28 protein-coding genes are annotated in these 25,813 nt (G+C 65.6%); 22 read left to right on the top strand and 6 right to left on the bottom strand.

What is annotated here, in order from left to right; translation table 11 throughout:
- The first annotated feature begins 175 nt into the window (after nt 1–175).
- The 6 genes from rplN to AC5ZH6_RS19215 all read left to right on the top strand — a co-directional run bounded on the left by rplN (nt 176) and on the right by AC5ZH6_RS19215 (nt 3,301).
- Nucleotides 176–544, top strand: a complete 369-nt coding sequence (gene rplN, locus AC5ZH6_RS19240) for a 50S ribosomal protein L14 (RefSeq protein ID WP_006370435.1) — start codon at nt 176–178, stop codon at nt 542–544.
- Between the two features lies 1 nt (nt 545).
- The gene (gene rplX, locus AC5ZH6_RS19235) at nt 546–863 is read left to right on the top strand and encodes a 50S ribosomal protein L24 (protein ID WP_006370434.1); all 318 of its coding nucleotides are present in this window, start codon (nt 546–548) and stop codon (nt 861–863) included.
- Nucleotide 864: 1 nt separating this feature from the next.
- Nucleotides 865–1,443, top strand: coding sequence for a 50S ribosomal protein L5 (gene rplE, locus AC5ZH6_RS19230; protein ID WP_006370433.1), 579 nt, complete (start codon nt 865–867; stop codon nt 1,441–1,443).
- Nucleotide 1,444: 1 nt separating this feature from the next.
- Nucleotides 1,445–1,630: a type Z 30S ribosomal protein S14 gene (locus AC5ZH6_RS19225; RefSeq protein WP_006370432.1), complete on the top strand. Its 186-nt coding sequence runs from the start codon at nt 1,445–1,447 to the stop codon at nt 1,628–1,630.
- 274 nt (nt 1,631–1,904) lie between these two features.
- Complete coding sequence (locus tag AC5ZH6_RS19220) at nt 1,905–2,717, top strand: thioesterase family protein (protein ID WP_020170465.1); 813 nt, start codon at nt 1,905–1,907, stop codon at nt 2,715–2,717.
- A gap of 164 nt (nt 2,718–2,881) precedes the next feature.
- Entirely contained in the window at nt 2,882–3,301 is a 420-nt protein-coding gene (locus tag AC5ZH6_RS19215) for a hemophore-related protein (protein ID WP_006370430.1), read from the top strand.
- A 30-nt stretch (nt 3,302–3,331) separates the two neighbouring features.
- Here the strand turns inward: AC5ZH6_RS19215 and AC5ZH6_RS19210 are convergent, their stop codons facing one another.
- Complete coding sequence (locus AC5ZH6_RS19210) at nt 3,332–4,021, bottom strand: FadR/GntR family transcriptional regulator (protein ID WP_020170467.1); 690 nt, start codon at nt 4,019–4,021, stop codon at nt 3,332–3,334.
- A 121-nt stretch (nt 4,022–4,142) separates the two neighbouring features.
- Between AC5ZH6_RS19210 and AC5ZH6_RS19205 the strand changes: the two genes are divergently transcribed.
- A complete protein-coding gene (locus AC5ZH6_RS19205; protein ID WP_026919942.1) occupies nt 4,143–5,567 on the top strand; it encodes an aspartate ammonia-lyase in 1,425 nt (474 codons plus the stop codon).
- Nucleotides 5,568–5,675: 108 nt separating this feature from the next.
- On the opposite strand, the gene AC5ZH6_RS19200 is transcribed toward AC5ZH6_RS19205, so the two are convergent.
- The 3 genes from AC5ZH6_RS19200 to AC5ZH6_RS19190 form a co-directional block, all read right to left on the bottom strand.
- A complete protein-coding gene (locus tag AC5ZH6_RS19200; protein ID WP_020170468.1) occupies nt 5,676–6,770 on the bottom strand; it encodes an esterase/lipase family protein in 1,095 nt (364 codons plus the stop codon).
- A gap of 201 nt (nt 6,771–6,971) precedes the next feature.
- Nucleotides 6,972–8,333, bottom strand: a complete 1,362-nt coding sequence (locus AC5ZH6_RS19195) for an AIM24 family protein (protein ID WP_020170469.1) — start codon at nt 8,331–8,333, stop codon at nt 6,972–6,974.
- 102 nt (nt 8,334–8,435) lie between these two features.
- Entirely contained in the window at nt 8,436–9,044 is a 609-nt protein-coding gene (locus AC5ZH6_RS19190) for a DUF4262 domain-containing protein (protein ID WP_026919943.1), read from the bottom strand.
- Nucleotides 9,045–9,256: 212 nt separating this feature from the next.
- On the opposite strand from AC5ZH6_RS19190, the gene AC5ZH6_RS19185 reads away from it, so the two are divergent.
- Genes AC5ZH6_RS19185 through AC5ZH6_RS19165 form a run of 5 tightly spaced genes read left to right on the top strand, consistent with a single transcriptional unit; the run spans nt 9,257 to nt 17,062 of the window.
- Nucleotides 9,257–11,299, top strand: coding sequence for a hypothetical protein (locus AC5ZH6_RS19185; protein ID WP_265076813.1), 2,043 nt, complete (start codon nt 9,257–9,259; stop codon nt 11,297–11,299).
- Nucleotides 11,296–12,744 carry an ATP-binding protein gene (locus tag AC5ZH6_RS19180; RefSeq protein ID WP_265076812.1) on the top strand — a complete coding sequence of 483 codons (1,449 nt, stop codon included), beginning with the start codon at nt 11,296–11,298 and terminating at the stop codon, nt 12,742–12,744. Before AC5ZH6_RS19185 ends, AC5ZH6_RS19180 begins: the two co-directional genes overlap by 4 nt.
- Nucleotides 12,741–15,692 (top strand): Z1 domain-containing protein, encoded by a 2,952-nt coding sequence (locus AC5ZH6_RS19175; protein ID WP_265076811.1) that lies wholly within the window; start codon nt 12,741–12,743, stop codon nt 15,690–15,692. The genes AC5ZH6_RS19180 and AC5ZH6_RS19175 overlap by 4 nt, the downstream gene beginning before the upstream one ends.
- Nucleotides 15,693–15,716: 24 nt before the next feature.
- Nucleotides 15,717–16,574, top strand: coding sequence for a ParA family protein (locus tag AC5ZH6_RS19170; RefSeq protein WP_006370421.1), 858 nt, complete (start codon nt 15,717–15,719; stop codon nt 16,572–16,574).
- Nucleotides 16,571–17,062 carry a hypothetical protein gene (locus AC5ZH6_RS19165; RefSeq protein ID WP_006370420.1) on the top strand — a complete coding sequence of 164 codons (492 nt, stop codon included), beginning with the start codon at nt 16,571–16,573 and terminating at the stop codon, nt 17,060–17,062. Before AC5ZH6_RS19170 ends, AC5ZH6_RS19165 begins: the two co-directional genes overlap by 4 nt.
- Before the next feature lie 592 nt (nt 17,063–17,654).
- Here the strand turns inward: AC5ZH6_RS19165 and AC5ZH6_RS19160 are convergent.
- Together AC5ZH6_RS19160 and AC5ZH6_RS19155 are read right to left on the bottom strand one after the other, a co-directional pair.
- Nucleotides 17,655–17,984: a cupin domain-containing protein gene (locus tag AC5ZH6_RS19160; RefSeq protein WP_006370419.1), complete on the bottom strand. Its 330-nt coding sequence runs from the start codon at nt 17,982–17,984 to the stop codon at nt 17,655–17,657.
- A gap of 80 nt (nt 17,985–18,064) precedes the next feature.
- Entirely contained in the window at nt 18,065–18,826 is a 762-nt protein-coding gene (locus AC5ZH6_RS19155) for a DUF2127 domain-containing protein (protein ID WP_079930639.1), read from the bottom strand.
- 37 nt (nt 18,827–18,863) lie between these two features.
- Between AC5ZH6_RS19155 and AC5ZH6_RS19150 the strand changes: the two genes are divergently transcribed.
- The 10 genes from AC5ZH6_RS19150 (at nt 18,864) to map (ending at nt 25,749) form a co-directional block, all read left to right on the top strand.
- Nucleotides 18,864–19,625, top strand: coding sequence for a hypothetical protein (locus tag AC5ZH6_RS19150; RefSeq protein ID WP_014360944.1), 762 nt, complete (start codon nt 18,864–18,866; stop codon nt 19,623–19,625).
- A gap of 340 nt (nt 19,626–19,965) precedes the next feature.
- On the top strand, nt 19,966–20,364 hold the full coding sequence (gene rpsH, locus AC5ZH6_RS19145; RefSeq protein WP_006370416.1) for a 30S ribosomal protein S8: 399 nt from the start codon (nt 19,966–19,968) through the stop codon (nt 20,362–20,364).
- Between the two features lie 16 nt (nt 20,365–20,380).
- A complete protein-coding gene (gene rplF / locus AC5ZH6_RS19140; RefSeq protein WP_006370415.1) occupies nt 20,381–20,917 on the top strand; it encodes a 50S ribosomal protein L6 in 537 nt (178 codons plus the stop codon).
- Nucleotides 20,918–20,920: 3 nt separating this feature from the next.
- Nucleotides 20,921–21,325, top strand: a complete 405-nt coding sequence (gene rplR / locus AC5ZH6_RS19135; protein WP_006370414.1) for a 50S ribosomal protein L18 — start codon at nt 20,921–20,923, stop codon at nt 21,323–21,325.
- A gap of 43 nt (nt 21,326–21,368) precedes the next feature.
- A complete protein-coding gene (rpsE, locus tag AC5ZH6_RS19130; RefSeq protein ID WP_006370413.1) occupies nt 21,369–22,016 on the top strand; it encodes a 30S ribosomal protein S5 in 648 nt (215 codons plus the stop codon).
- Between the two features lie 5 nt (nt 22,017–22,021).
- Nucleotides 22,022–22,207, top strand: a complete 186-nt coding sequence (gene rpmD / locus AC5ZH6_RS19125) for a 50S ribosomal protein L30 (protein ID WP_006370412.1) — start codon at nt 22,022–22,024, stop codon at nt 22,205–22,207.
- Nucleotides 22,204–22,644, top strand: a complete 441-nt coding sequence (rplO, locus tag AC5ZH6_RS19120; RefSeq protein WP_006370411.1) for a 50S ribosomal protein L15 — start codon at nt 22,204–22,206, stop codon at nt 22,642–22,644. The genes rpmD and rplO overlap by 4 nt, the downstream gene beginning before the upstream one ends.
- Nucleotides 22,645–22,979: 335 nt before the next feature.
- Nucleotides 22,980–24,302, top strand: a complete 1,323-nt coding sequence (gene secY, locus AC5ZH6_RS19115) for a preprotein translocase subunit SecY (protein ID WP_006370409.1) — start codon at nt 22,980–22,982, stop codon at nt 24,300–24,302.
- A complete protein-coding gene (locus AC5ZH6_RS19110; RefSeq protein ID WP_014360943.1) occupies nt 24,299–24,853 on the top strand; it encodes an adenylate kinase in 555 nt (184 codons plus the stop codon). The genes secY and AC5ZH6_RS19110 overlap by 4 nt, the downstream gene beginning before the upstream one ends.
- Before the next feature lie 101 nt (nt 24,854–24,954).
- A complete protein-coding gene (map, locus tag AC5ZH6_RS19105) occupies nt 24,955–25,749 on the top strand; it encodes a type I methionyl aminopeptidase (RefSeq protein ID WP_014360942.1) in 795 nt (264 codons plus the stop codon).
- Nucleotides 25,750–25,813 lie beyond the last annotated feature (64 nt).

Here is a 25,813-nt window from a genome sequence, read left to right as displayed (position 1 = left end):
GAATCGGCTCGTGAACCCACTGGGAAGGCCCGCTTACAGCGGAAAACCCCAGGCAGGCGTGTGTCCGATGGCAACAGGCCGTGTGCGTCGGGTCGGAAATCCGGCGCACAGATACGCCAGATCCGCCCCAGTGGATTCGGCGTGTCGACGACATCCAGGTCAAGGAGAGAATCGAATGATTCAGCAGGAGTCTCGCCTGCGGGTCGCCGATAACACGGGAGCCAAGGAAATCTTGTGCATCCGCGTGCTGGGCGGCTCGTCGCGGCGCTACGCCGGCATCGGTGACACCATCGTCGCCACTGTCAAGGACGCCATCCCCGGTGGCAACATCAAGAAGGGCGAGGTCGTCAAGGCGGTCATCGTGCGCACCACCAAGGAGCGCCGTCGTCCGGACGGAAGCTACATCCGTTTCGACGAGAACGCCGCCGTCATCCTCAAGGGTGAGAGCGACCCCCGCGGTACCCGCATCTTCGGCCCGGTCGGCCGCGAGCTGCGTGAGAAGAAGTTCATGAAGATCGTGTCGCTGGCACCGGAGGTGATCTGACATGAAGGTGCACAAGGGTGACACCGTGATCGTCATCTCGGGCAAGGACAAGGGCGCCAAGGGCAAGGTCATCGAGGCCTACCCGCAGCGCGAGCGTGTCCTCGTCGAGGGCGTGAACCGCATCAAGAAGCACACCGCCGCCTCGGCCAACGAGCGTGGTGCTGCCTCGGGCGGCATCGTCACGCAGGAAGCCCCGATCCACGTGTCGAACGTGATGGTCGTGGATTCCGACGGCAACCCGACCCGCGTCGGCTATCGCGTCGACGAGGAGACCGGCAAGAAGGTCCGGATCTCGCGCAAGACCGGGAAGGACATCTGAGATGACCACCACTGAAAAGGTCCAGCCGCGGCTGAAGCAGCGCTACCGTGCCGAGATCAAGGACGCGCTGAACAAAGAATTCGACTACGCCAACGTCATGCAGATCCCCGGCGTGGTCAAGGTCGTGGTGAACATGGGTGTCGGCGACGCCGCCCGTGACGCCAAGCTCATCAACGGTGCGGTCGCCGACCTCGCGCTGATCACCGGTCAGAAGCCGGAGATCCGTCGCGCCCGCAAGTCCATCGCACAGTTCAAGCTGCGCGAGGGCATGCCGATCGGGGCCCGCGTGACCCTGCGCGGCGACCGGATGTGGGAGTTCCTCGACCGTCTCGTGTCGATCGCGCTGCCCCGTATCCGCGACTTCCGCGGTCTGAGCGACCGTCAGTTCGACGGCAACGGCAACTACACCTTCGGTCTCAACGAGCAGTCGATGTTCCACGAGATCAACATCGACAACATCGACCGGCCGCGCGGAATGGACATCACCGTCGTCACCTCGGCCACCACGGACGACGAAGGCCGCGCACTGCTTCGCGCGCTGGGCTTCCCGTTCAAGGACAACAACGCGAAGGACAACTGAGATGGCCAAGAAGGCTCTGATCAACAAGGCCAACAAGAAGCCCAAGTTCGCCGTGCGCGCCTACACCCGCTGCAACAAGTGCGGTCGCCCGCACTCGGTGTACCGCAAGTTCGGCCTGTGCCGCGTGTGCCTGCGCGAGATGGCACACGCCGGCGAGCTGCCGGGCGTGCAGAAGTCGAGCTGGTGACTTCCCGCCGGTGACATCACCGGCGCACAACACCTCACGACGACCCCGTCTCCCGCACCGGGAGGCGGGGTCGTCGTGCTCTCGCCGACGGCGCTCTTCTTCTCGCCGACGGCGCCCCTTTGATCGGTGGTCGAGGTGTGAGGCGCGCCGGCGCCGAACCTCGAGACCTCTTGCACCGATGCTGGTTTCGTTCCGCCCCGCACCGCACGGGGCGCCCCTCGGCCACATCGAACCCCACTCAACCTCACTATGCACTCCTGCATAGAATGACCGCATGACGGTCACCGACAACGAGTCCCGCAGCACGTCTCTGTCCGAGGTGCTTCGCGCGTTCGACCCGGCACAGGAGTTCGCGATCCCGGCCGGCTGGACCCAGGGCCGCACCGCGTACGGCGGCTTGACCGCAGCACTCGCGGTCGTGGCCGCCCAACAGACCGACGGCGCGCCGTTACCTGCCCTGCGGGCCGCGCAGTTCGCGTTCACCGCACCGGCCACCGAGACGATGACCGTGCGGGCACGACGACTCCGCGAAGGCCGATCGGTGACAAGCGTTGCCGTGGAAACGCGCAGCGGCGATTCCGTTGCGGCACAATCGACCCTGATCTTCGCCGGAGCGCGTGACAGTTCCGTCGAGCACACCCTGATCCCTCGCCCCGACGTCGCCGGCCCGCAGGACTGCCCGAGCGTCGGCGGGCGGCCCGGGGCGCAGCCGAGCTTCACCGACCAATTCGAGCGACGCATTGCCGGCGGTGCGATACCGGTGACGAAAGCCGTGGAGCCCGAAGTGCTTTGGTGGATGCGTCACCGTGATGCGCAGGGTGTCGATCCGGCCGTGGCCCTCGTCGGGCTCGGTGACAGCCTGCCGCCTGCGGCGATGACGGCATTCTCCGACTGGGCGCCCATCAGTACCGTGATGTGGTCGATCGACATCTGCGCCGACGAGGCCGTCGACCCCACCGGCTGGTTCTTGCTGCGGTCGACGAGTGCGGTGTCGCGCGGCGGTTACTCCTACCAGACGATGGAAGCCTGGGACGCCGACGGGCAACTGGTGATGACCGGTACCCAGACCGTCGCGATCTTCACCTGATCGGACGAACGTCGCAAACATCGTTGACCTGCTCTTGACCGTCACTTGCACCCAGACTTACTGGGGTGTTCTCACGGCTTGTCCTCAGCTTCGGCAAAGGTTTTCGCGATTGGGTGTGCTTCGGCTGTTATTGGTCGGCACGGTGCCGAGGAAGGGGCTGGAGAATGTCGATGGGGTTGGCAACGACGCGACGTCGAGTGGCGGTGGCGGTTGCGGGGATCGGTATTGCGGGAGTGGTCGGGGCAGGCGGCGCCGGTATCGCCGGAGCCGCACCGACACCCCCGTCGCCGCCGAAGGCCTTCGGAACGACATGTTCGGTGATGCAGGTCGAACGGGCGCTCGCCGTCGAGGATCCGGCGCTGTGGCAGCAGATCAACTCGCATCCGCGGGCCAAGCGGCACTTCGAGGAGATGATCGTGCTGTCGCCTGCGCAGCGGAAAGCGCTGCGGGAGAAGAATCGTCACGCGCACCCGGTCCGCTCGACGGTGATGGCGTTTCTGCGTGATCACGGCATCGGCGCGCAGCAGCACACGATGACCCGTGACGCCATGGCGAAGGCCCTGCGCACCTGCAACAAGTTCTGAACCTGCTGCGGCAGAAGAACTCTGGTTGGTTCAGTGGGTGAGCGAGCGCACCGCCACCTGCACGGCGTCGAGATGATCGGCCATGGCCCGCTCGGCGGCCTGCCGGTCGCCGGAGCTGATGGCCTCGACGATGCGCTCGTGTTCCTCGTTCGATCGGCGCATGCGTCCGGTCGCCAGATTGAGTGTGGCCGACTGGGCAGTCAGTGAATTGCGGATGTTGACGAGCGCGTTCTGGAACACCCGGTTGCCGCTCGCTCGTGTGACCGCCAGGTGGAACTGTCCGTCGAGGGCGACCCAGTCGGTCTGATTCGACTCGGCCGCCATGGCCTGCGTCAATTCGGTGAGTTGACGCAGGTCCTCGGCGGAGCGCCGCTCGGCGGCCCACCCGGCGGCCGGGATCTCGATGTGCGGCCGCGCCTCCATGAGCTCCCGCGCGGTGTACTCGCCGACCTTCAGGTCGTGGGACGCCGTGCTGCTGACCACGAATGTTCCTCGGCCGGTGCGGGTTTCGGTGAGTCCGAGTGCAGTGCACGAGCGCAATGCCTCCCGGACGACCGATCGACTCACCGCGTAGCGCTCGCCGAGCGCGGCCTCGGACGGGAGGCGCTCACCGACGGGGAGGTCGCCACTCTCGATGGCCTGGCGCAGGTCGGTGAACACCGCTTCGGCCGCGCTGACCCGAGTCGTGACGGGTCGGCGGTCGGCCCAACTGCTGGTCATCGGGATGGTCCTCCGTCTTCGATCCGGTGTGTGTAGCGGTCGTACGTGTTGACGATAGCTCAGCTATGTATGACACTAGAGCTGTCAGACAGCCCGGCAGCAGGATAGGTGAGACGTGACGATGGCCCAGAAGCGAGCCGAGACCGATCTTCTCGGTCGGCGCGAGGTGCCCGCCGAGGCGTACTGGGGTATCCATACCCTCCGGGCGGTGGAGAACTTCCCCGTCACCGGACGAACGATAGGCTCCAACGCCCATCTCGTCCGTGCGCTCGCCGCGGTGAAATGGTCGGCGGCACGCGCGAATGCCGATCTCGGCATCCTCGACGAGGAGCGGGCGAGTGCGATCTGCGCGGCCTGCGACGAGATCCTCGACGGCGGCTTTCGTGATCAGTTCGTCGTCGACGTCATTCAGGGCGGCGCGGGTACCTCGACCAACATGAACGCCAACGAGGTCATCGCGAACCGGGCGTTGGAGATCCTCGGACACGGTCGCGGTGAGTACCGGCACCTGCACCCCAACGAGCACGTCAACGCCGGGCAATCCACCAACGACGTCTACCCGACCGCGGTCAACGTGGCGACCATCCGGGCAGTCGGTGAACTCGACGAGGCGATGTCGGTGCTGCAGCAGGCTTTTGCGCGCAAGGCCGCGGAGTTCTCCTCGGTCGTCAAGATGGGACGCACCCAGTTGCAGGATGCGGTGCCGATGACCCTCGGTCAGGAGTTCGGGGCGTTCGCGGTGATGATCGACGAGGATCGTCAACGTCTGCGTGAGGCGGCGATCCTGGTGCACGAGATCAATCTCGGTGCCACCGCGATCGGCACGGGTCTCAATGCCCCTGTCGGCTACGCGGACAAGGCCGTCGGCCATCTCCGCGACAAGACCGGCCTTGACCTGGTGAGTGCGCACGACCTCGTCGAGGCCACGCAGGATGTGGGTCAGTTCGTGCACCTGTCGGGGGTTCTCAAACGTGTCGCGGTGAAGCTGTCGAAGATCTGCAACGATCTGCGCTTGCTGTCGTCGGGGCCGCGGGCCGGACTCGGTGAGATCAACCTGCCGCCGGTCCAGGCGGGATCGTCGATCATGCCCGGCAAGGTGAACCCGGTGATACCCGAGGTGGTCTCGCAGGTCGCCTATGAGGTGATCGGCAACGACGTCACCATCACCATGGCCGCCGAATCGGGCCAGTTGCAGCTCAACGCCTTCGAGCCGATCATCGTGACCTGCCTGTCGGACGGGATGACCCACCTGAGCGCGGCATGCCGGACACTCGCCGCCAGGTGCGTCGACGGCATCACCGCCAACGAGGAGACGCTGCGGCATCGGGTCGAGAACTCGATCGGTCTGGTCACGGCGCTGAGCCCGTCGCTGGGTTACGTCGCCTCGACCGCAATCGCCCAGGAGGCGTTGCGTAGTGGGCGTACCGTCCTCGAGTTGGTTCTCGAGGCGGGCCTCCTCGAGCGCGGCGAGCTCGAACGACTGCTCAGCCCTTCGCATCTGGCCAATCTGCGTCCGGTGACCGCCGAGGGCGACAGCCCCCGCTGATGACCGGCGACGAGAACCCGGATGTCTCGGGGTTGTGGTGAGCAGACGGCAATGCCGCTCCCGCCGTGGGGGAGCGGCATCACCTCGCCGGAAAGTGGAGTCTCGCCGTCAGCCGAGGAGCCAGGCGTTGGGCGCGCACACGATCGGAACCGCCGGATCGAAGGCGTTGAGGACGATCGACACCGCGCGCGGTGAATAGCTCAACGACAGATGGTCCGAGGTGTCCTGTTCGCACCCGTTCTGCAGCACGATATTTCGCGTGTTCTTGGTGCCCGCGGGGAAGAAGGTCGACTGGTACGGCGTGGTGATCTCGTCGTACCGGCTGCCGATGATCGTGTACTTCACATCGCCGACGGCGTACACGCCGCCCTTGTTGAGATTCTTGATGAAGGGGGAGTCGTAGACCTGCTGGATGCCCGATGCGCCGACGCCCAGTGCGATCGGACCGAGCACGTCGATGCCGAGGTTGTTGATGGTGCGCCCCAGGGTGCCGATTCCGTCGAGTGAGGTGCCGTTGTTGGTGGCGCCCAAGGTGACGAGGTTGGCGACCTTGGAGGCGCCGCCGTCGTAGCGGATGTACTGACGCGCGGCGATGCCGCCCTGGGAATGGCCGACCATGTTCACCTTCGAGGCACCGGTGGTCGAGAGCACCTTGGTGACGAAATCGCCGAGCTGCGTGCCGGATTGCGCGATGTCACCCGTGCCGAAGGCACCGGGAAGCAGTGCGCCCAACCCGCCGCCTTGCAGGGTCGGCAGGATGCCGTAGTTCAGCGCGTAGACGCAGTAGCCCGCGGACTTCAGGGCCGGCGACAGCATCGCCCAGTTGTTGTACGCGTTCTCCCACGTGCCGTGGACGAGGACGACCGGGTCCTGACCCTGTTTCGGTTTACATGACCAATCGTTGGCCCCGGGCGGCGCGATGTTGGGATTGGTCAGCCCGTACCCGAAGGCCGGCAGGAAGCCCTCCTGGCGCGGACCGTTGCCGGTCGGGGTGAACCACGAGCTGCGTCCCGCCAGAATCGTCTCTGCGACAACAGGTTTCTTGGCTCCCGCCGCGATGAAGTCGGCGAGCTGCTGTTGCTGGTCGGCTGCGGCGGCCGGGCCCGCGAGTGACAGCGCCACCCCCACGCCGGTGGCCACCGCGACCACGGTGGTGGCTATTCTGCGGGTCCACGCCCGTCGTGAAAATCGATGATGCGGCACTGCGATTTCCCCTTCCCACAAGTGACCGCCCCCTGTGGCGGCGCTGCCGAGTGTCGTGCGTCACGTTGTGACGAGAACGTAAGTTACCACGCAGTAAGAGTACGTGTGTACTCCGATCCCGAAGGTGTCCGCTCTTTGCTACCTGAAAGTAGGTATCACGGATGCCGTGTGACTCGTCGGCGATGAAGGGCCGAAAAGCGTTCAGCGCCCGAGGAACCCGCCGAGCATGCCACCGACGCCCGCTTGTCCGCCGTCGCCGGTGCCGCCGACGAATCCGCCCGGCGGCAACTCTGAGGGCTGAACCACCACAAAGCCCTGCCCGGCGAACGCCAAGGTGAGTCGTTCGCCGGTGCTGCGCCCCATCAGGGTTCCGAGGTTGAACGAATCGTTGGACTTGATCGACGTGCGCAGGCTCGACGACCATGCGACCGCGGCGTTGGGGTCGGCGTAGGTGGCCGCGTCGACGGTGAGAACCACCGGCGTGCCGTCGGTGGTGATCGCGATGCGCCCGCGACCGGTGAAGACACAGTTGAACATTCCGGCGTTGCCGAGCGCGCCGGCCCCCTGCACGCGCGCGATGTCGTAGTGCAGCGTGGAGTCGAAGGCGAGCACGTTGGCGCCGTTGATGGTCAGGCCGTCGGTTCCGTCGAGGTCGATGAGGTGGACGTCGGCGGCGGCGTTGGCCAGGAACAGATCGCCGCGGCCGCTCACCTTCATCAGCGGCACGCCTTCGCCCGAGAGTGCCTGGCGCACCATGCGTCCGATGCCGCCGGAGCCGAGAGCCTCGAAGCTCAGATCGCCTTGGTAGGCGACCATCGACCCGGCCCGCGCCATCACCTCACCCGACAGGCCGATGCGACACATCTTGCTGCCCTGCTTCTGGATGCCCTGTCCGGAGACCTCGGAATGATCGGGGTTGAACAGATCGCTGTGCATGGGTGCTCCCTCGGGCTGCGGTCGGGGCGGAGACGGACTGGCGTTGGGGTGGGCCGGCGCCTCGGGTGGCCACGGTTGGGGATCGCGCACCGGAGGCGACTCGGGCACGGGTACGTCGTCTTCGACATCGATGCCGAAAGCGGTTGCCAGACCCGCCAATCCGGCGTCATATCCCTGCCCGACGGCGCGTACCTTCCAGGCATCACCGCGTCGATAGATCTCGACACAGACCACCGCCGCCTCGCTGGTGAGACCATCCGGCGAGAAGGCGATCGTCTCCTCGGCGGTTGCCCCGGCGCCGGCGGGTGCGATGGTCACCTCCAGGCGTCCCGCGGTCGCGAACGAGACGGGGCCGGTTCCGTCGAGGCTGGCCGCGATGGCCACGGTGACGATATCGGCGGGTAGTCGTGTGGTGTCGATGTCGAGCACGTCGGCACCACCGTCGGCGCGGTAGGAGATCCCGGGGCCGGTCGGTTGGTTGTAGAAGACGAAGTCGGCATCGGACCGAACCCGATGAGCCGAAGTCAGCAACACCGCCGAGGTGTTCACCGGCGTCACCGAACGCACCGACACCGTCACTGTCGCCGATGGCAGCGCGGTGTTCTGTCCTGGGGCGAGGTGCCGCATGGTTCCAGTGTGCCCGATATGTGCCGGTGACCGACCGGAGTCCACGGTCCTCACGTACGCCGCGCGGGGCGAGTCGACGGCCCGCCCCGCGCGGCGTCCGCTCTACTCGCGAGGGCCGCGCCGCCGGGCACGGCGAGACTCGACCCGACTGCCGCCGACCGACGCACTCACGACTCGTGGGCCGCCGGCGTGAGCGGTGCTCGTGTCGGGGACGCCCTTGACCGGTTGATGAATCGGTTGCAGCGCATAGCCCGTCTGCCACGGGAAGGTACCCAGATCGTCGGCCCAGACCACTTGCAGCGCAGGATGGTTCGGGAACAGCTCGTTGGTGATGAGCATGTCGGACTTGTCGACGAGCTCGATCACCCGGACCCGCACCTCGAGCGCATGCACCTCGAGTTCGGTCCGACCGTCGACCACCGATCGCCAGTCGACCCGGTGGAACAACTCACCGAGTTCGTTGAGCAACTCACAACCGGTGCGTGCGTCGAGACCGAAGACCACCAGATCGGGGATCGAGTGCAACGCGAGACCCGTCGTGTACGCGAACGCGCAGTCCGGCGGCGCGCACCGTGAATCCCCGCACGAACACCCGTCGCCGACCGCTGTCACCGCCCAGCCGAACCGGCGGATGGTGGACAGCGTCTCACGGACGAGGGGATCGGGATGCCAGCGCGGGATGCCCCGGATTGCTGCGGCGTGATCGGCCATGGTCGCTCCTTTGTTCGAGGGTGCGTTCATGACATCACGGGGGTACGACAAGTTCGGGAGGCCTCGATCGGTTGCCCTGTTCGGTGTCCACCGGGTGAGTGAACCCTCGGGTGCACCTGCCTGCCCGAAGTGCGCGGTTCCCTCGGTTGGCTAAGCTCCGAGGGGAGATCATCACCTCATGCGTGGTGGCGAAATGGTGGAGTTCGAGGGTGATGTTCGCGTTTTCGGAGTACGACGCCGCAGACCTGCGCGATGACACCTGGGTGGACCTCTTCCCGTGGCTGGACTCCTACGAATCGGCGGATGCCGCCTGCCTCGAAGAACTGGTCCCGAACGTGTCGGACTGGTGGATCGCGGACTCCCCGCGCGACACGGCCGCCGACATGTCTCTCGACGATCTCGCCGTCGGCCTGGCTCGTCTTGCGGTCCGGCGGCATCGGGACCTCACCTTCGGGGATCTCGCGCCGCTCCTCGACCCGGCGATCCCCGTCGCCGGCCTGCGTCTTGATCCGCGCGCCGAGACCGTTGTCCGACGACTCGGGGACCGAGCAGTCGTCCGCACACTGCTGTCGTCCAGTGTGGCGTCGTTGTTCGCGTTGAAGGGCACGAGCCCGGACACCGTGCAGGAGGTCGCCGCCGGTGTGCTCGGAGCGTCCATCCTGCGACTACCCGAACACGGGGTCCTCCCCGACGAAGAGGCCGACAGTCCGGTAGCCGTGCAACTCGTCGACGACCTCAGAGTGCTCGCACGGTGGCGCGGTCTGCGCGGCAGTCTGGGCGCGCCGCTCATCTCCGTCGGGATCGAGGACGAAGCTCCCGAACAGGTCCAGGAGGTCGCCACCCGGATCTCGGCGATCACCGGCAAGGATTTCTCCACGATGGTGGAGTCCAATCCGGTCGACGAGCTCGAGAACCTGATCGAGCAACTCGATGACCGGGAGATGCTGGCACTCACCGAGTTCGTCATGGCCGCGGAACCGATCAGCATGGGACAGCTCAGCGTCCGGCTGCACGTGAGTAAAGGGCGAGCAGGCGGCATCGTGGCCAAGCTCAAGCAGGACCTGGCCGCTGCATGTGAATTCGAGACCACCGCGGGCGGATTGCTCGCGAGCATTCGGGCCGAGATCCAGCCGGTGACCTCACTCGACCGTCTGCTCGACATGCAGCCCGTTCTGCGCACCGAGGTGCCCTCACTGGGCGTGCCGCTATGGCTCGCGCTCGACCGGCTTGACGATGGATTCGAGGTCACCGGGGGCTGGGCGGTGGCTCCCGATCTCCGCTCGGCCAAGGGGCGGACGATCGTGATGCTCGAGCAGTTCGAATCCGTCAACGCTGTCGTGCCCGTCCCCGTCGCGGCGTCGACGCTTCGGCTGTCGACCGATGAGGTCCGAGAGTGGTTGCAGTACTGCGAGATCCCGATCCTTGACGACAACGTGTTGTTGTCCACCCGCCGTCTGGCCGATCATGCCGCCGGGATTCTGGAAGTGCGCGGGCCTTTGGGCATCGACCGCCTGAGTGATCTGCTGAACACCGATCGACCCGAACACCATGTCGTGAAACACCTTGATGAGGATGAGCGCTTCACCTGCACCCCGGACGGCCTGTGGTGCCTGACGGAGTCTCTCGGTGAAGAAGTCGGTGGGTCAGAAACGCCACCACGAACGCCGGCCGTTGATCGTCCGGCCACCGAACACTCCGCCGCAGAGGCGGATTCGACAGCGGTCGCCGTTGTCGTCCGGCCTACGCGCCGCCTGTATCGGATCGGGGACACCTGGTGTTTTCGGCTCCGCGTCACCTCCGAACACCTTCGTGGTTCCGGATTCACCGTTCCTGTCGGTGTGGCGCAGGCACTGGGATGCACCCACGGCGTCGTGCGCGAGTTGCCCAGCCGGCTCGGTACACAGATGCTCCGATGGACCGGAACGAACCCGACATGCGGGACCATCCGCCGCTTTCTCAACGAATTGTCCTCGCAGCCCGGAGATCTGGTGTTCCTGACCTATTCCGAAGGCGGCGGGTTCGACGTGGTGGCGTGCGCCGAGACCGATGCCGCGGACCCGGTTCGCGGAGCCCTTGCCCTGATCGGCGTCACTGATCCGCAGGATGTCGCCGACTCCGACGTCGCACCACTGCTCGCGGCGGGGATCGGACTCGATCCGGACATCAAACCGCGACGCATCCTCAGCCGCTATCAGTCCCGTGACGACACGGTCGCCGCGCTCTTGGAGCAAGCCTGGACGGTCACCGTGCGATGACGACCGAACCGACCGCATTCACCGCCACCGAACGCGCACTCGGCCTGCATCACACCGTCGCGACCGCGGTTGCCGATCTGATCGACAACAGCATCGACGCGGGCGCAACGCACGTACTGCTCCGGTTTCTGCAATCCGGCCGACGTATCACCGGGTTGCGGGTCATCGACGACGGTCGGGGTATGGACGCCGACACCATCGATGCGGCGATGCGCTACGGCGTACAGCGCGCGTATGGGGCCGCCGATCAGGGGCATTTCGGTGTCGGGCTGAAAGCTGCTTCCCTCAGTCAAGCCGACACCGTGACCGTGTATTCGCATGCGGCAGAGAATCTTCCGGTGGCGCGTCGGCTCGCCGTCGATGACCGTCACGACCCGCCACGACTGTCCACACTGCCGGATGCCGACGCGGAGAAGGTCATCACGGCCGCGCGGCCGCGCTTTCCGTTCGAGACCGGCACCGTCGTGGAATGGCGGGGTATCCGTACCTTTCCGAACACGGCGTCGGCGCAAGAACAAGTCGCCTGGCTCGAGACCGTCGTCGGTGATCTGCTGGCGCACCTCGGCCTCGTGTTCCACCGACTGATCGCCACGGGCTTGGCGATCACGATCGATGTTCTCGACGAGGCCATCGGACGTGCCGGAGCACCGCGGACGGTGCGCGGAATCGATCCGTTCGGCTACCGGGTGAGCGGGCGAGCCGGTTACCCGCGGCCACTGGCGGCCCTCGGTCGCGACGCGGTGCAGGCGCACATCTGGCCGGCTCGCAGTTCGGCACCCGAGTACAAACTCGGCGGCCTACCCGGTCGTGACTCGCAGGGATTTTTCGTCTACCGCAATGACCGCCTGCTCCATGCCGGCGGGTGGCTCGGCGTGCTCCGGCCCCGGCCGGACTGGGCGTTGGCACGAGTGAGCGTCGACCTCGATGACGTTCTCGCCCAGCACATCACCATCAATCCGGAGAAGTCCGGGGTGACCCTGGACGCGACGCTCTCCGCCGCGCTGCACCAGGCGCTCACCGACGACTACCTCGATGACGCGGCGACCACCGCCGTCGCGGCCCGACGCGTACAGCGTCGGCCGATCAGCGTCGTCGAACCCGGGATCGGTCTACCGGACGACGTTGCCGACGAGTTCGCCGACAGCTTCTCGTTCGTGGACACGGCGGACCCGGTCGCGATCGGTTGGCGCGTGCTGGCCGCCGATCGGTTCTTCGAGGTTGATCTGGAGTCACGCACGTTGTGGCTCAACGCCCGGTTCCGCACGCAACTGGGTGGGCGCCGCCGTTCCGCCGACGATGTTCCCGTGCTGAGGACTCTGGTGTACCTCCTTGCCCAGGACATGTTCGACGCCGTGCGGCATAGTGCCAGACAGGTCGAACAGATGGATGCCTGGCAACGTGTCCTGATCGCGGCGCTCGCCGCCGACGAGGGGAGTCCGAAGTGATCGACGTGGTGATCGACGCCCTGGTCCGCGAGTTCACGACCGACCTCGCGCCCACCCGATTCCTCGGCGCGGTGGCCGGGCGCGTGATGGACGCCGGACACGACCCCTCCGCCGTCACCACGGATCTGGTGGTCGACGTCATGGTCTCCGACGAGGCCGCGTCGGTCCAGTCGGCGGTGCGATCGGCCCTGATTCGTTGGGACGCCGAAGAGGCCGCGGCGTGGACCGGTGGTACCGAGGCACAGACCCCCGAACGCAGGACCTTGATCTATACGCTTCTCGGGATTCCGCCCGCGGCCTTCGAGCCGCTCACCGAGGCCTTCCCGATCGCCGGCGGGCCGACGGTGATCGTTGCGCCGCAGCCCTGGGAACCCTGGTATGTGCCGGAACGGCGTGCGGCGCAGGACTTCTATTGGTCTGCCTATCGTCGACTCCTCCTCGACAAGGGGTGGGGTGCGGAGACCGTCGAGGACCTGGGGGTGGCCACCAACGCCGTCGTGCAGCGCCTGGCCGATCCGACTCGCGAGGAGCCGTATCAGTCCAAGGGGCTGGTCGTCGGCTACGTGCAGAGCGGCAAGACCGCCAACTTCACCGGTGTGATCGCGAAGGCGATCGACGCCGGGTATCGGTTGGTGATCGTGCTGACCGGGACGATCGAGTTGTTGCGCAGTCAGACCCAGCGCCGGCTCGACATGGAACTCATCGGCATGCAGAACATCGACGAGGTCGAGTACGCCAACGATGAGGATTGGCACGCCGGCAAGTTTCTCCATCACGTGCTCGACCCGAATCACTCCAACGAGGCTCCCGCCATCCGTCGGCTGACCGGTCGTGTCGATGACTACAAGGCGCTCGCGAAGGGGATTGGCACCCTGCACTACGAGTTCGTCGACCATTCGAAGCCGTTGTTCGACCCGGTCAACCTCTATCAGAGCAATGTTCGGGTTGCCGTGGTCAAGAAGAATGCGGCGGTGCTGAAGAAACTCGTCGCCGACGTCGGACGGATTCCCACACCGCTCGACCAGATCCCGACTCTGATCATCGACGACGAAGCAGACCAGGCGTCGGTGAACACGCAGAACCCCAAGAATTTTGCCGCAGGGCGGATCGAGCGCACCGCGATCAACGAACAGATCTCGCTGCTCCTCGAGCGGCTCGGACGCAGCCAGTACGTCGGCTACACCGCCACACCATTCGCCAATGTGTTTGTCGATCCGGATGATTCGGTGAACATCTTCCCGAACGACTTCATCGTCAGCCTCGACCGCCCCAAGCAGTACATGGGTGGTGCCGACTTCCACGACGGTGACACCGACCTCGGTGATGATCTCTCCGAGACGGCCGAGAAGACCCCCGCCAACTCCAACGAGAAGGCCTTTGTCCGGGGTCTGCGAGCCCAATGCGACGAGGACCGTGACGCAGAACGGTTGGGGGCGCTGGACTCCTACGTGCTGGCCGGGGCGATCAAATTGTTCCGGCAGAACCGGGGAGTTCGTGGGGACTTCCGTCACCACACGATGCTCGTACACGAATCGGTCAAACAGCAGGAGCACGAGTCCCTCGCCGCCGACTTCGAGAGTCTCTGGAAGAACGCCGGCTACAGTCAGCCGCACGGACTGGCGCGCCTGGAGGAGCTGTGGGACAGCGATTTTCGTGTGGTATCGGCCGATCGTGCCGAGCCGGGGACACCGACCCCTCAGTACTTTGACGAGCTCGAGGGGTTCATCGGGGAGGCGTGCGACCGGATCGGTGCGGGGATCAGTCCGGTGATCATCGTCAACGGTGCCGCCGACAAGGATTATGTACAGGAACCGTTGGACTTCCAGGAGCGCTCGGTGTGGAAGATCCTGGTGGGCGGCACCAAGCTGAGTCGCGGTTTCACGGTCGAAGGGCTGACCACCACTTACTACACCCGGCGAACTGCACAGGCGGACACGCTGATGCAGATGGGGCGGTGGTTCGGTTTCCGACCCGGATACCGAGATCTGGTGCGGCTGTTCATCGGTCGGGAGGTTCCCGGACCCGGCGGGACGGTGGTCGACATGTATGCCGCGTTCGAGGCCATCGTCGGCGACGAGGAGGAGTTCCGCGACGAACTGCGAAGGTTCAAGGGGCTGAACGAAGCCGGCGAGCCGATGGTCACGCCACGAGACGTGCCGCCGATGGTGTTCCAGCGGCTGCCATGGCTCAAGCCGACCGCCACCAACAAGATGTACAACGCAGAGTTGAGTTATCGCAGCGTCGGCGGACAGAGTTTCAGTTTCACGATGCAGGCCCCGCGCGGCGACGGCGCCAACAATGCCAGCCATTTCCGCGCCGTTCGTCCGTTGCTCGATGCGCTCGACCGCACCGGTTCGTTCTCGTTCATCGACAAGGACCAGACGCCACGGATCTTCGAGGCGCGCTACGGGATCGTCGGTGCCGACGTCGTTCTCGACGCGATCAGCCAGTTCGTGTGGGACGCCAACTGGGACTTCGAGCCACACCGCAAGGCCTTCGAGTCGGCGATCGAGCGTGGTGCGCTGGAAGATCTCGCGATCCTGCTGCCGATCCCGAAGACCAAGAAGCCGGTGATGATCGGCGACTACCCGAGAGAACTTCCTCTCGTGAACCGCAAACGTGAAGAGGCCGAGTACCGCACCGGATTCACCGGCACCGCGGTGCGCGAGCGAGACGCCATCGAGCACATCGCCGGCAATCCGAAGAAGGACGTCGGTGGTCCACTCGCGGCGCAGCTCCGGAAGCGGACGCGCGGCGCGATGATCCTGTTGTTCGCCAGCGACCCACCGCCGCGAAGCCGGCATATCAAGTCGCACAAGCGCGGTGTGGCCGACCCGCGTGACGTGGCGACCCTGTTCTCCTACGCGCTTCCGTACTTCGCCGATCCTTCGCCGAAGGTCGGATTCACCGTCCGCAAGGACGGGGCAGGGGCGATTGTCGATGCGTGATCACACGAAAGGTGAGAGTTCCCGATGGCAAAGGTGATCGCGACGATCAGCTTGAAGGGCGGGGTCGGCAAGACCACAGTCACCGGCGGACTCGCTGAGTTCATGTCGGCGGAGTTCGGTCAGCGAGTGCTGCTCATCGACCTCGACTCGCAGATCAACCTGACCACGATGATGATCAGCGAGGCACGGTGGTTCGAGCTCAACACCAACGGCCGGACCCTGGCAACGCTGTTCTCCGACGCGGTCAACGGCACCGAGTACTTCCGGCTCGACGAGGCGATCGAGCGGGGCGTGTCGCCGGTGAAGCGGGTGACGACCGTCGATTTGCTCGCGTCGTCGCTCGATCTCATCGAGGTGCAGGAAGAACTGAGCGCCCTGCGCGTGCAGGGCGGGGTAGCAGACGGGGGCACCGGCTTTCTGCGGCAGGCGATCGCGCCGGTCATCGACTTCTACGATTACGTCCTGATCGACTGCCCGCCGAACATCGGACCGGTGACCCTCAACGGTCTGGCCGCGGCGGACGCCTACATCATCCCGACGATCCCGGATGTGTTGTCCACCTATGGAATTCCGCAGATCCAGAATCGCGTGCGCAAGTTCAGCGAGGAGATCGGACGGACCATCGTCGAACTGGGCGTGGTGATCACCAAGTACAAGGCCAATTCCGCGGTGCACCGGTCGACGACCAAACGTCTACGCCGTGACCCCACCATCCAGAACGTCCTGCCCAGCTACATCAACGAGGCCAACTCGGTGGCTGCGGCGGCGGAATTCGCCGGCTACGGAACACTCAAGACCAAGTACGGCACGCAGGGGCAGTTCGACCAGTTCCGCGCCCTCACCGTTGATGTGATGACCGAAGCACAGGGGAAGATCGAATGAGTTCCGACGATGCACGCCGCCGCATGGAGTACTCCGCCATCGGAGGAGCCCTCGCCCAGCTCGACAGCAAGAATCCGCAGGCAGCCCAGTTGATCGCCGGGCTGACGCGGGTGATCATCGACGAGGCGGACCGATCGTCTCGGTTCGCCGCTGCGTTGACCGGCGTGATCGACGCTTTGCGGCCGGGCGACGGCACCGCTTTGGCTGTGCCCGCGCCGACACCTCGCAAACGCGCGCCGGCACCGAAGAAGCGGGTGGCACGGCAGCCCGGTGCCTTCGACCCGTTCGTGGTCTACCGAGAATCCGGTGCCCAAGGTCTCACGGCACGGTTGGGGGAGCTCACGGTTGATCAGCTCCGCGACATCATCGCCGAGCAAGAACTCGACACCCGCAAGGAAACCAGTCGTAAGCGCAAGGCCGAAGTGATCGCCGAGTGGATCGTCGAGCGCGTCGAGGCGTCGGAGAACAAGGGGAGTGTGTTCCGGTAGGACATCGCTGCCGAGGTCGTTCGAACGAAGAGCGTCCAGATCAGGCAGCCGTGAGTTGTCCTCGAGTGGTCAGGAATCCGGTTCGAGCACATCGTTCGAGGTCACCGCTAAGGCGTTGTCGACCAGCGACCGAGGTCCGCTAATTCGCGCCTGCGGTTGACGAAGTGCATACCAACGTCTCAACATACGCTCCCAGTATTTTACGTCACCTGTATGTAAGACCGCCGTGTGCTGACGAACCTCGGCATGGCTGGTGTGGTTGGCATGGAGAGCGTAAAACCTGCGTCCGAGCTGCGGTTGCGTGTCGCCCTGAGTTCGATCCGTGTTCCATTGAGCCGATGAGGGTGTCGTCGTCGATTGATGGCGGCGCGCTGATGGTCCCGGTCTTCGCAGCTGGGTTCCATTGCGGGAGAATGGCGCTTCCACGGCCGTCGACACGGGATCGCCAAGGTGTGGCCGGGTTCCATTCACGGTTTCGGAGAGGGCTACAGCGACGATCGACACTCTTCGGCCTGCCCACCGTGAGGTAAGGCAAATCCTGACGAGGTGCGAGGAGTAGGTGCTTTCGGTCTCTTCAGCGGACCCGAAAGCCCTACCCCGTGATCACCGTCAGCAGAATCGCCGAATCCTGTTGTGCCGACAGGCTGTGCCGCGCGTCGGGCAGCATCACCAGATCGCCCCGACGCCCCTTCCAGACATCGTCGCCGGCGGTGATGGTCACCCGGCCGTGCAGCACCTGCACGCTGCCCTCCGCGGGGCTCTCGTGTTCGGCCAGTTCACGCCCGGCCACCAGGGCGATGACGGTGTGCCGAAGCCGATGTGAGGAGTCGCCGTGCAGGGTCTGCGCCGCCCGGCCGCTGCGGCTGCGGTGGGCGGTCCCGATCAGTTGGTCGACGAGCGAGGTCAGGTGGCTGGTGTCCATGCCTTCACTCTTGCACCCGGGGGCCGGGTTCGGAACCAACCGCGAGGGAACTGTGGATCGTGCCTTTCGGCGGCTGTGGATCAGTGTCCGTCGGCGACGGCTGCCCGCTCGACCGTCAGCAGACTCTCGGCGCTGTGCTGGGCGTGGTAGGCCTCCCCGCCGCCGCGCACCCCGAACAGGCGTTTGCTCCAGATCAGCCAGATGACCGCGGCCACGTTGACGGCGAGCAGCAGCACCTTGAACACCGTCACACGCTCGACGAGTTCGTAGACCTCGAGCGGGATGAAGATGCTGGTGACGATCACCGCGAAGTACTCGCCCCATCGTTTGGCGAACCACAAACCGAAAGCCTCGACGAATTGGCTTGCGCCATAAGCGAGCAGGGCGCATCCGACAAGGACGATCGTCGTGCTCGAGAGCGTCGTCGCCTTCTCGATCCAGCTGACGACTTTGGAATCGTCGATGTTCCAGCCGATTTGGTCGGCGATCGGCCGCAACAAGGGCAGCTCGGCGTCGAACTTCTCCTGCAGGGTCTGCTGGCTGTGGCGTAGCTCGATGACGAAGACCCCCGCGAGCACCAGGAACAGGCCGCGGAGCAGCCGCTCGACGGCCAGCACCCGCATGATGATCAGGTCGCGCAGCAGCGCGCCGCGTGGAACCTCGGGTGCGTGGTCGGCAGGACCGCTGCGTCGGGGCTCACCCACGGCGAAGTCGCCGCATCGCAGACACCGCCACGCCTGGCCGGCGGCGCTGTCGACGTGCAGGCGATCGGCGAGTTCGGACTCGTCGGGGCGATAGGTCTCGTGACCGCGCAGGCCGCATGACAACACTTCCCAGTTCACTTCGGCAGACTAACGCCGAACCCGCCGCACGGGGCCGATGGTCATCCGGTCGGTCGAGCCGATCTCGACCGCCGGCGGCTTCGGCGCCGCTACCCTCACCGACATGAGCCGGCGTCTCGGGGATCGAAAGGTGATGGTGGCGGTCTGGGGGAGCGGGCAGCTACTGACCCCGACATTTCGAGCCGACTGCGCGTCCGCGGGAGTCCGACGTCTCCAGATCAACATCTCCGACGACGCGGTGCAGGGGGCGATGCGGATCTCCACCTTCGACCCGCCGATCGATGCGGTGATCAGCGTGTGGGCCCCTGATGCCGCCGCAGCGCTCGAGAGCATCGACGCACATGTGGACAGCTTCGCGGCGTGGGAGGTGCAGACCCGTGCGCCGCTCGACCCGCCGCCGACCGCCGACGGCACGCGCGTCGACGCACTGGCCAATATCGCCCTCCTGCGACGGCCGCAGGATCTCGCCTATGACGAATGGTTGCGGATCTGGCTCGATGAGCACACACAGGTGGCCATCGACACCCAGGCGACTTTCGGCTACTACCAGAACATCGTCGAGCGTTGTCTGACAACGGATTCCGGTGACCGAGGAGATGTGCGGGTGACCGGCATCGTCGAAGAGCTGTTCCCGATGGCGGCCATCTCCGATCCCCACGCGTTCTATGGCAGCGATGGCGACGACGAAGAACTGCAGCGGCGGCTGACCGCCATGCTGGCCAGCGTCGCGCGCTTCGGCGCCGACCGGGAACTCGACGTCGTGCCGACCTCGCGATACGACTTCTCACTCACGCCCTGAGCGCTGTCGCGGTGGAGACGGGCGCTGTCGCGGTGGGGACGGGCGCTGTCGCGGTGGAGACGGCGCTGCCGGCGGCGATTTGGGTCTGGCCAGCGAATTCTCTACACTAGACCGGTTGCCTGTGCGCCTCAGGTGCCAGGGACTCACCACACGTACGCGTGTGGACCATAACTGAACAGTCTCCGGTGCTGGTGAAAAGCCAAGGGCATCGGCGACGAGAACAGATAACAACTATCCACTTCGTGGAAGGCCCACCGCAGGTCAGGGGAGCGATCCTCTGGAGTCACATCGCTGACCGGCGCTGTATGGGAACCGCTACGAGAAAGGTTGACGGTCAACCATGACCATGACTGACCCGATCGCAGACTTCTTGACACGTCTGCGTAACGCCAATTCGGCGTTCCACGACGAGGTGACTCTTCCCTCGTCGAAGATCAAGGTGAACATCGCCGAGATCCTCAAGCGTGAGGGCTACATCACCGACTACCGCACCGAAGATGCGGAGGTCGGCAAGAACCTCGTCGTCGCCCTCAAGTACGGCCCCTCGCGGGAGCGCAGCATCGCCGGTCTGCGCCGCGTGTCCAAGCCGGGTCTGCGGGTGTATGCCAAGTCCACCAACCTGCCCAAGGTCCTGGGTGGCCTCGGCGTGGCCATCATCTCCACGTCGTCCGGTCTGCTCACCGATCGCCAGGCAGCCAACCAGGGCGTGGGCGGCGAAGTCCTCGCCTACGTCTGGTAAGGGGAGGTACACAAACATGTCGCGTATCGGTAAGAACCCGATCGAGATCCCCGCGGGCGTCACCGTCTCCATCGACGGCCAGACCATCACCGTCAAGGGACCCAAGGGCGAACTCAGCCACACCGTCACCGCGCCGATCACCGTCGCGCAGGAAGACGCCACCATCGTGGTCACCCGGCCCAACGACGAGCGCCGCAACCGTGCCCTGCACGGCCTGAACCGCTCGCTGGTCGCCAACCTCGTGGAGGGCGTGACCAAGGGCTACACCAACAAGATGGAAATCTTCGGTGTCGGCTACCGCGTCCAGGCCAAGGGCAAGGACCTCGAGTTCGCGCTCGGTTACAGCCATCCCGTGCCGATCGAGGCTCCCGAGGGCATCACCTTTGCCGTCGAGTCGCCCACCAAGTTCTCGGTGTCGGGTATCGACAAGCAGCAAGTCGGCCAGATCTCGGCGAACATCCGCCGCCTGCGTCGCCCGGACCCGTACAAGGGCAAGGGCATTCGCTACGAAGGCGAGCAGATCCGTCGCAAGGTCGGAAAGACGGGTAAGTAAGCCATGAGTGATACAGCAGCCAAGACAGTCCGCAAGCCCCTCGGCAAGGATGTGTCGACCCGCCGTCGCACCGCGACCAACCGTCGTCACTTCCGCCTGCGCAAGAAGGTCGCCGGCACGCCGGTGCGTCCGCGTCTCGCGGTCAAGCGCAGCAGCCGCCACATCCACGTGCAGCTGATCGACGACCTCGCCGGCCACACGCTGGCCGCGGCGTCGACCATCGAGGCCGACGTCCGCGCGGCCGGTGGCGACAAGTCCGCCCAGGCCCGCAAGGTCGGCGAGCTGATCGCCGAGCGCGCCAAGGCCGCCGGCATCGACGCCGTCGTGTTCGACCGTGGTGGCAAGGACTACCACGGCCGGATCGCCGCGCTCGCCGACGCCGCCCGTGAGGGAGGCCTGCAGTTCTGATGATGACCACATGTACCCAAACCAAGACCGGAGGGATCCTCTGATGCCCGGACGTCAGCGTGACGGCGGAAACGGACCCGCCGGAAACGACAACAACAACAACGCAAGCGGAGACCGCAACGATCGCCGGGGCGGCCGTGACCGTCGCGGCGGTGACCGCGGTGGCCGCGACAACGACCGCAACCAGCTCGAGCGGGTCGTCGCGATCAACCGTGTCTCCAAGGTGGTCAAGGGTGGCCGCCGGTTCTCCTTCACCGCTCTCGTGGTGGTCGGCGACGGCCAGGGCATGGTCGGTGTCGGCTACGGCAAGGCCAAGGAAGTCCCGGCCGCGATCCAGAAGGGCGTCGAAGAGGCTCGCAAGAACTTCTTCCGCGTGCCGCTGATCGGTGGCACCGTGACCCACCCGGTTCAGGGTGAGGCCGCCGCCGGTGTCGTGATGCTGCGTCCGGCCAGCCCCGGTACCGGTGTGATCGCCGGTGGCGCGGTGCGTGCCGTGCTCGAGTGCGCGGGCGTCCATGACGTTCTCGCCAAGAGCCTCGGCTCGGACAACGCGATCAACGTCGTCCACGCCACCGTGGCCGCCCTGAAGATGCTGCAGCGTCCGGAAGAGGTCGCGGCTCGTCGTGGTCTCCCCATCGAAGACGTGGCACCGGCCGGTATGCTCCGCGCCCGTGCCGGCCAGGGAGTGTGAGAGAGATGGCACAGCTGAAGATCACCCAGGTCAAGGGCACCATCGGTACCAAGAAGAACCAGCGTGACAGCCTGCGGACGCTCGGCCTCAAGGGCATCCGCAAGTCGGTCACCCGCGAGGACACCCCGATCAACCGCGGTCTGATCAACGTGGTTTCGCACCTCGTGACAGTCGAAGAGGTTAAGTCATGACCATCAAGCTCCACCATCTTCGCCCCGCTCCGGGCGCGAAGACCGACAAGACCCGTGTGGGTCGCGGCGAGGGCTCCAAGGGCAAGACCGCCGGCCGCGGCACCAAGGGCACCAAGGCACGCAAGAACGTGCCCGCCGCCTTCGAGGGTGGCCAGATGCCGATCCACATGCGGCTGCCGAAGCTCAAGGGCTTCACCAACCGCAACCGGATCGAGTATCAGGTCGTCAACGTCGGCGACATCGCCCGTCTGTTCCCGCAGGGCGGCACCATCGGCGTCGACGAGCTCGTCGCCGCCGGAGCCGTCCGCAAGAACAAGCTCGTGAAGGTCCTCGGCGACGGTGAACTCGGTGTGGCGGTCAACGTCACCGCCGACAAATTCACCGCATCGGCCAAGGAGAAGATCGCAGCTGCCGGTGGCAGCGCGACCGAGCAGTAAGAAAAAATGCAGGTAGCCGAGGTCCGCAGCGGATGCGACACCGCGTCGTCGCCGCTGCGGACCTCGGCGTCGGGGCACCCGGCCGACCACGACGTCTATTGTGGTCACCGGCGCCCGGGGGGGATGACGTCCGAGCGTCGGCCGCCATCGGAAGGTGGCGGCCGCGACGGCCGTGCCCGGCCGACGACGTCACACCAGACGTCGGACGGGCCGCGCGCGAGCGGCTGTTAGAGTTTCACCGTTGTTGCCCCGCAACCACTGATCAATGTCGATTGCCGAGCACGTGAGCCGGACACCCGGTGCAAGATGACGCGTGGTCGTTCTAGGAGGAATTAGTGCTCTCCCCCCTCATCGCGGCCTTCAGGACGCCCGATCTGAGGAAGAAGATCCTCTTCGTCATCGGCATCATCGTGCTGTATCGCCTGGGGGCGACGGTTCCCTCACCGGGCGTGAACTACGTCGAGGTGCACAAGTGCATCGACACCATCAACAGTGGTGGCGGCAACCAGGTCTATTCGCTGATCAACTTGTTCTCCGGCGGCGCACTGCTGCAGCTGTCGGTGTTCGCGATCGGCATCATGCCCTACATCACGGCCAGCATCATCGTGCAGTTGCTGACGGTGGTCATCCCGCGCTTCGAGCAACTCCGCAAGGAGGGCCAGTCGGGTCAGGCCAAGATGACGCAGTACACCCGCTACCTGACGGTCGCGCTGGCGTTGCTGCAGTCCACCGGCATCGTGGCACTGGCCGTGCGCGGCAACCTGCTGCCCTCGAGCTGCGGCGACAACATCCTCAACGACAAGTCGATCCTGGGCCTGACGATCATCGTCCTGGTGATGACCGCAGGCGCCTGCCTGGTGATGTGGTTCGGTGAGCTGATCACCGAACGCGGCATCGGCAACGGCATGTCGTTGCTGATCTTCGCGGGCATCGCCGCCCGCATCCCCGCCGAGGGCCGCACGATCCTCACCAGCCGAGGCGGCCTGGTCTTCGGGCTCGTCGTGGTCGCGGTGCTCATCATCGTCGCCGGTGTGGTCTTCATCGAGCAGGGCCAGCGGCGCATCCCGGTGCAGTACGCCAAGCGCATGGTGGGCCGCAAGATGTACGGCGGGTCGTCGACCTACCTGCCGCTCAAGGTCAACCAGGCCGGCGTCATCCCGGTCATCTTCGCCTCGTCACTGCTGTATCTGCCGCAGCTCATCGTGCAGCTCACGCAGAGCTCGTCGGAGGCGCCGTCGGGCTGGCAGCGTTGGGTCAGCACCTATCTCGCCGACCCGAGCAACTACGTCTACATCATCGTGTACTTCCTGATGATCATCTTCTTCACGTACTTCTACGTGGCGGTGACCTTCAATCCGGAGGAACGTGCCGATGACATGAAGAAGTACGGTGGCTTCATCCCGGGTATCCGCCCGGGGCAACCGACCGCGGACTACCTCGGGTATGTGCTCAGTCGCATCACCCTGCCGGGTTCGATCTACCTGGGTATCATCGCGGTACTGCCGAACCTGTTCCTGGAGATCGGGAACAGTGGTGGTGTTCAGAACCTGCCATTTGGGGGCACGGCCGTGTTGATCATGGTCGGCGTGGGACTGGACACGATGAAGCAGGTCAACAGTCAATTGATGCAACGCAAGTACGAAGGATTCCTGAAGTGAGACTTGTCATTCTCGGCCCCCCCGGAGCAGGCAAAGGTACCCAGGCGGAACTGTTGAGCGAATCGCTCGGCATCCCGCACATCTCCACCGGTGATCTGTTCCGCGCCAACATCTCACAGGGCACCGCCGTGGGCATCGAAGCCAAGCGGTATCTCGACGCCGGTGACCTCGTGCCCTCGGAGATCACCGTCGACATGGTGCGCGCCCGGGTCGGCGAGCCGGATGCGTCGAAGGGATTCATCCTCGACGGATTCCCGCGGTCGACCGAGCAGGCCGACGCCCTCGCCGAGATCCTCGACGGTCTCGATTCCTCGCTGGATGCGGTGCTGTCGTTCGTGGTCGACCCCGACGTCGTCGTCGAGCGCATGCTGGCCCGTGGCCGTGCCGATGACACCGAAGAGGTCATCCGCAATCGGATGTCGGTGTATCAGAAGGAGACCGCGCCGCTGCTGGACTACTACGGCGATCAGGTGAAGACGATCGACGCGGTCGGCGACATCCAGGACGTGCATCAGCGGGTGCTGAGCGCACTCGGTGCCGGCGTCTCCTGACGTCCACCGACACAAGTATTTTCCGGCGCCGGGCCACACCGCACGATCGGTGTGGCCCGGCGCCTTTTCTTCCAGCCGAGACGATCGGATGAGGTGTGGTGATGGGATTCCGTAAACGCAAGCGCGTGCCGTTCCGCAGCGCCGGGGAACTCGACGCGATGGAAGCCGCCGGTGCCGTCGTGGGTGCCGCGCTCGTTGCCGTGCGCGCGGCGGCAGCGCCCGGGGTGAGCACCCTCGAACTCGACGAGGTCGCCGAGACCGTGATCCGTCAGGCCGGGGCGGTGCCGTCGTTCAAGGGCTACCACGGATTCCCGGGATCGATCTGCTCGTCGGTCAACGACGTGGTGGTGCACGGAATCCCGTCGAGCACTGTCATTCTCGCCGAGGGCGATCTGGTCTCGATCGATTGCGGTGCCATTCTCGATGGCTGGCACGGGGATTCGGCCTGGACCTTCGGGGTCGGTGAACTGTCGCAGGCCGATGCCGAGCTCTCCGAGGCAACCCGGCTGTCGATGGAGGCCGGGATCGCCGCCATGATCGACGGCGCACGCCTCACCGACATCTCGCACGCCATCGAGACCGGCACCCACGACGCCGAGCGAAAGTTCGATCGTGCGTTCGGGATCGTCGACGGCTATGGCGGTCACGGTATCGGTCGTGAGATGCACATGGAACCGTTCCTGGCCAATGAGGGTGCGCCCGGCTCGGGCCCGTTGCTCGTCGTCGGGTCGACCCTCGCGATCGAGCCGATGCTCACCCTGGGCACGACCGAGACAAGCGTTCTCGACGACGACTGGACGGTCGTCACCGACGACGGCTCGCGTGCCGCACATTGGGAGCACACCGTGGCCGTCACCGCCGACGGGCCGCGAATCCTCACCAACCGACCGTCCTGATCTTTCGGCCCAGCTGACCGCGGCGACGCGCCGTATCCGATTCAGGCGGCGACACCTGCCGGAC

It is taken from the genome of Gordonia sp. YC-XJ4 (assembly GCF_059511865.1).
Note: the sequence above shows the minus strand (reverse complement) of the source record. Positions and strands in the feature narration are given on the sequence as shown.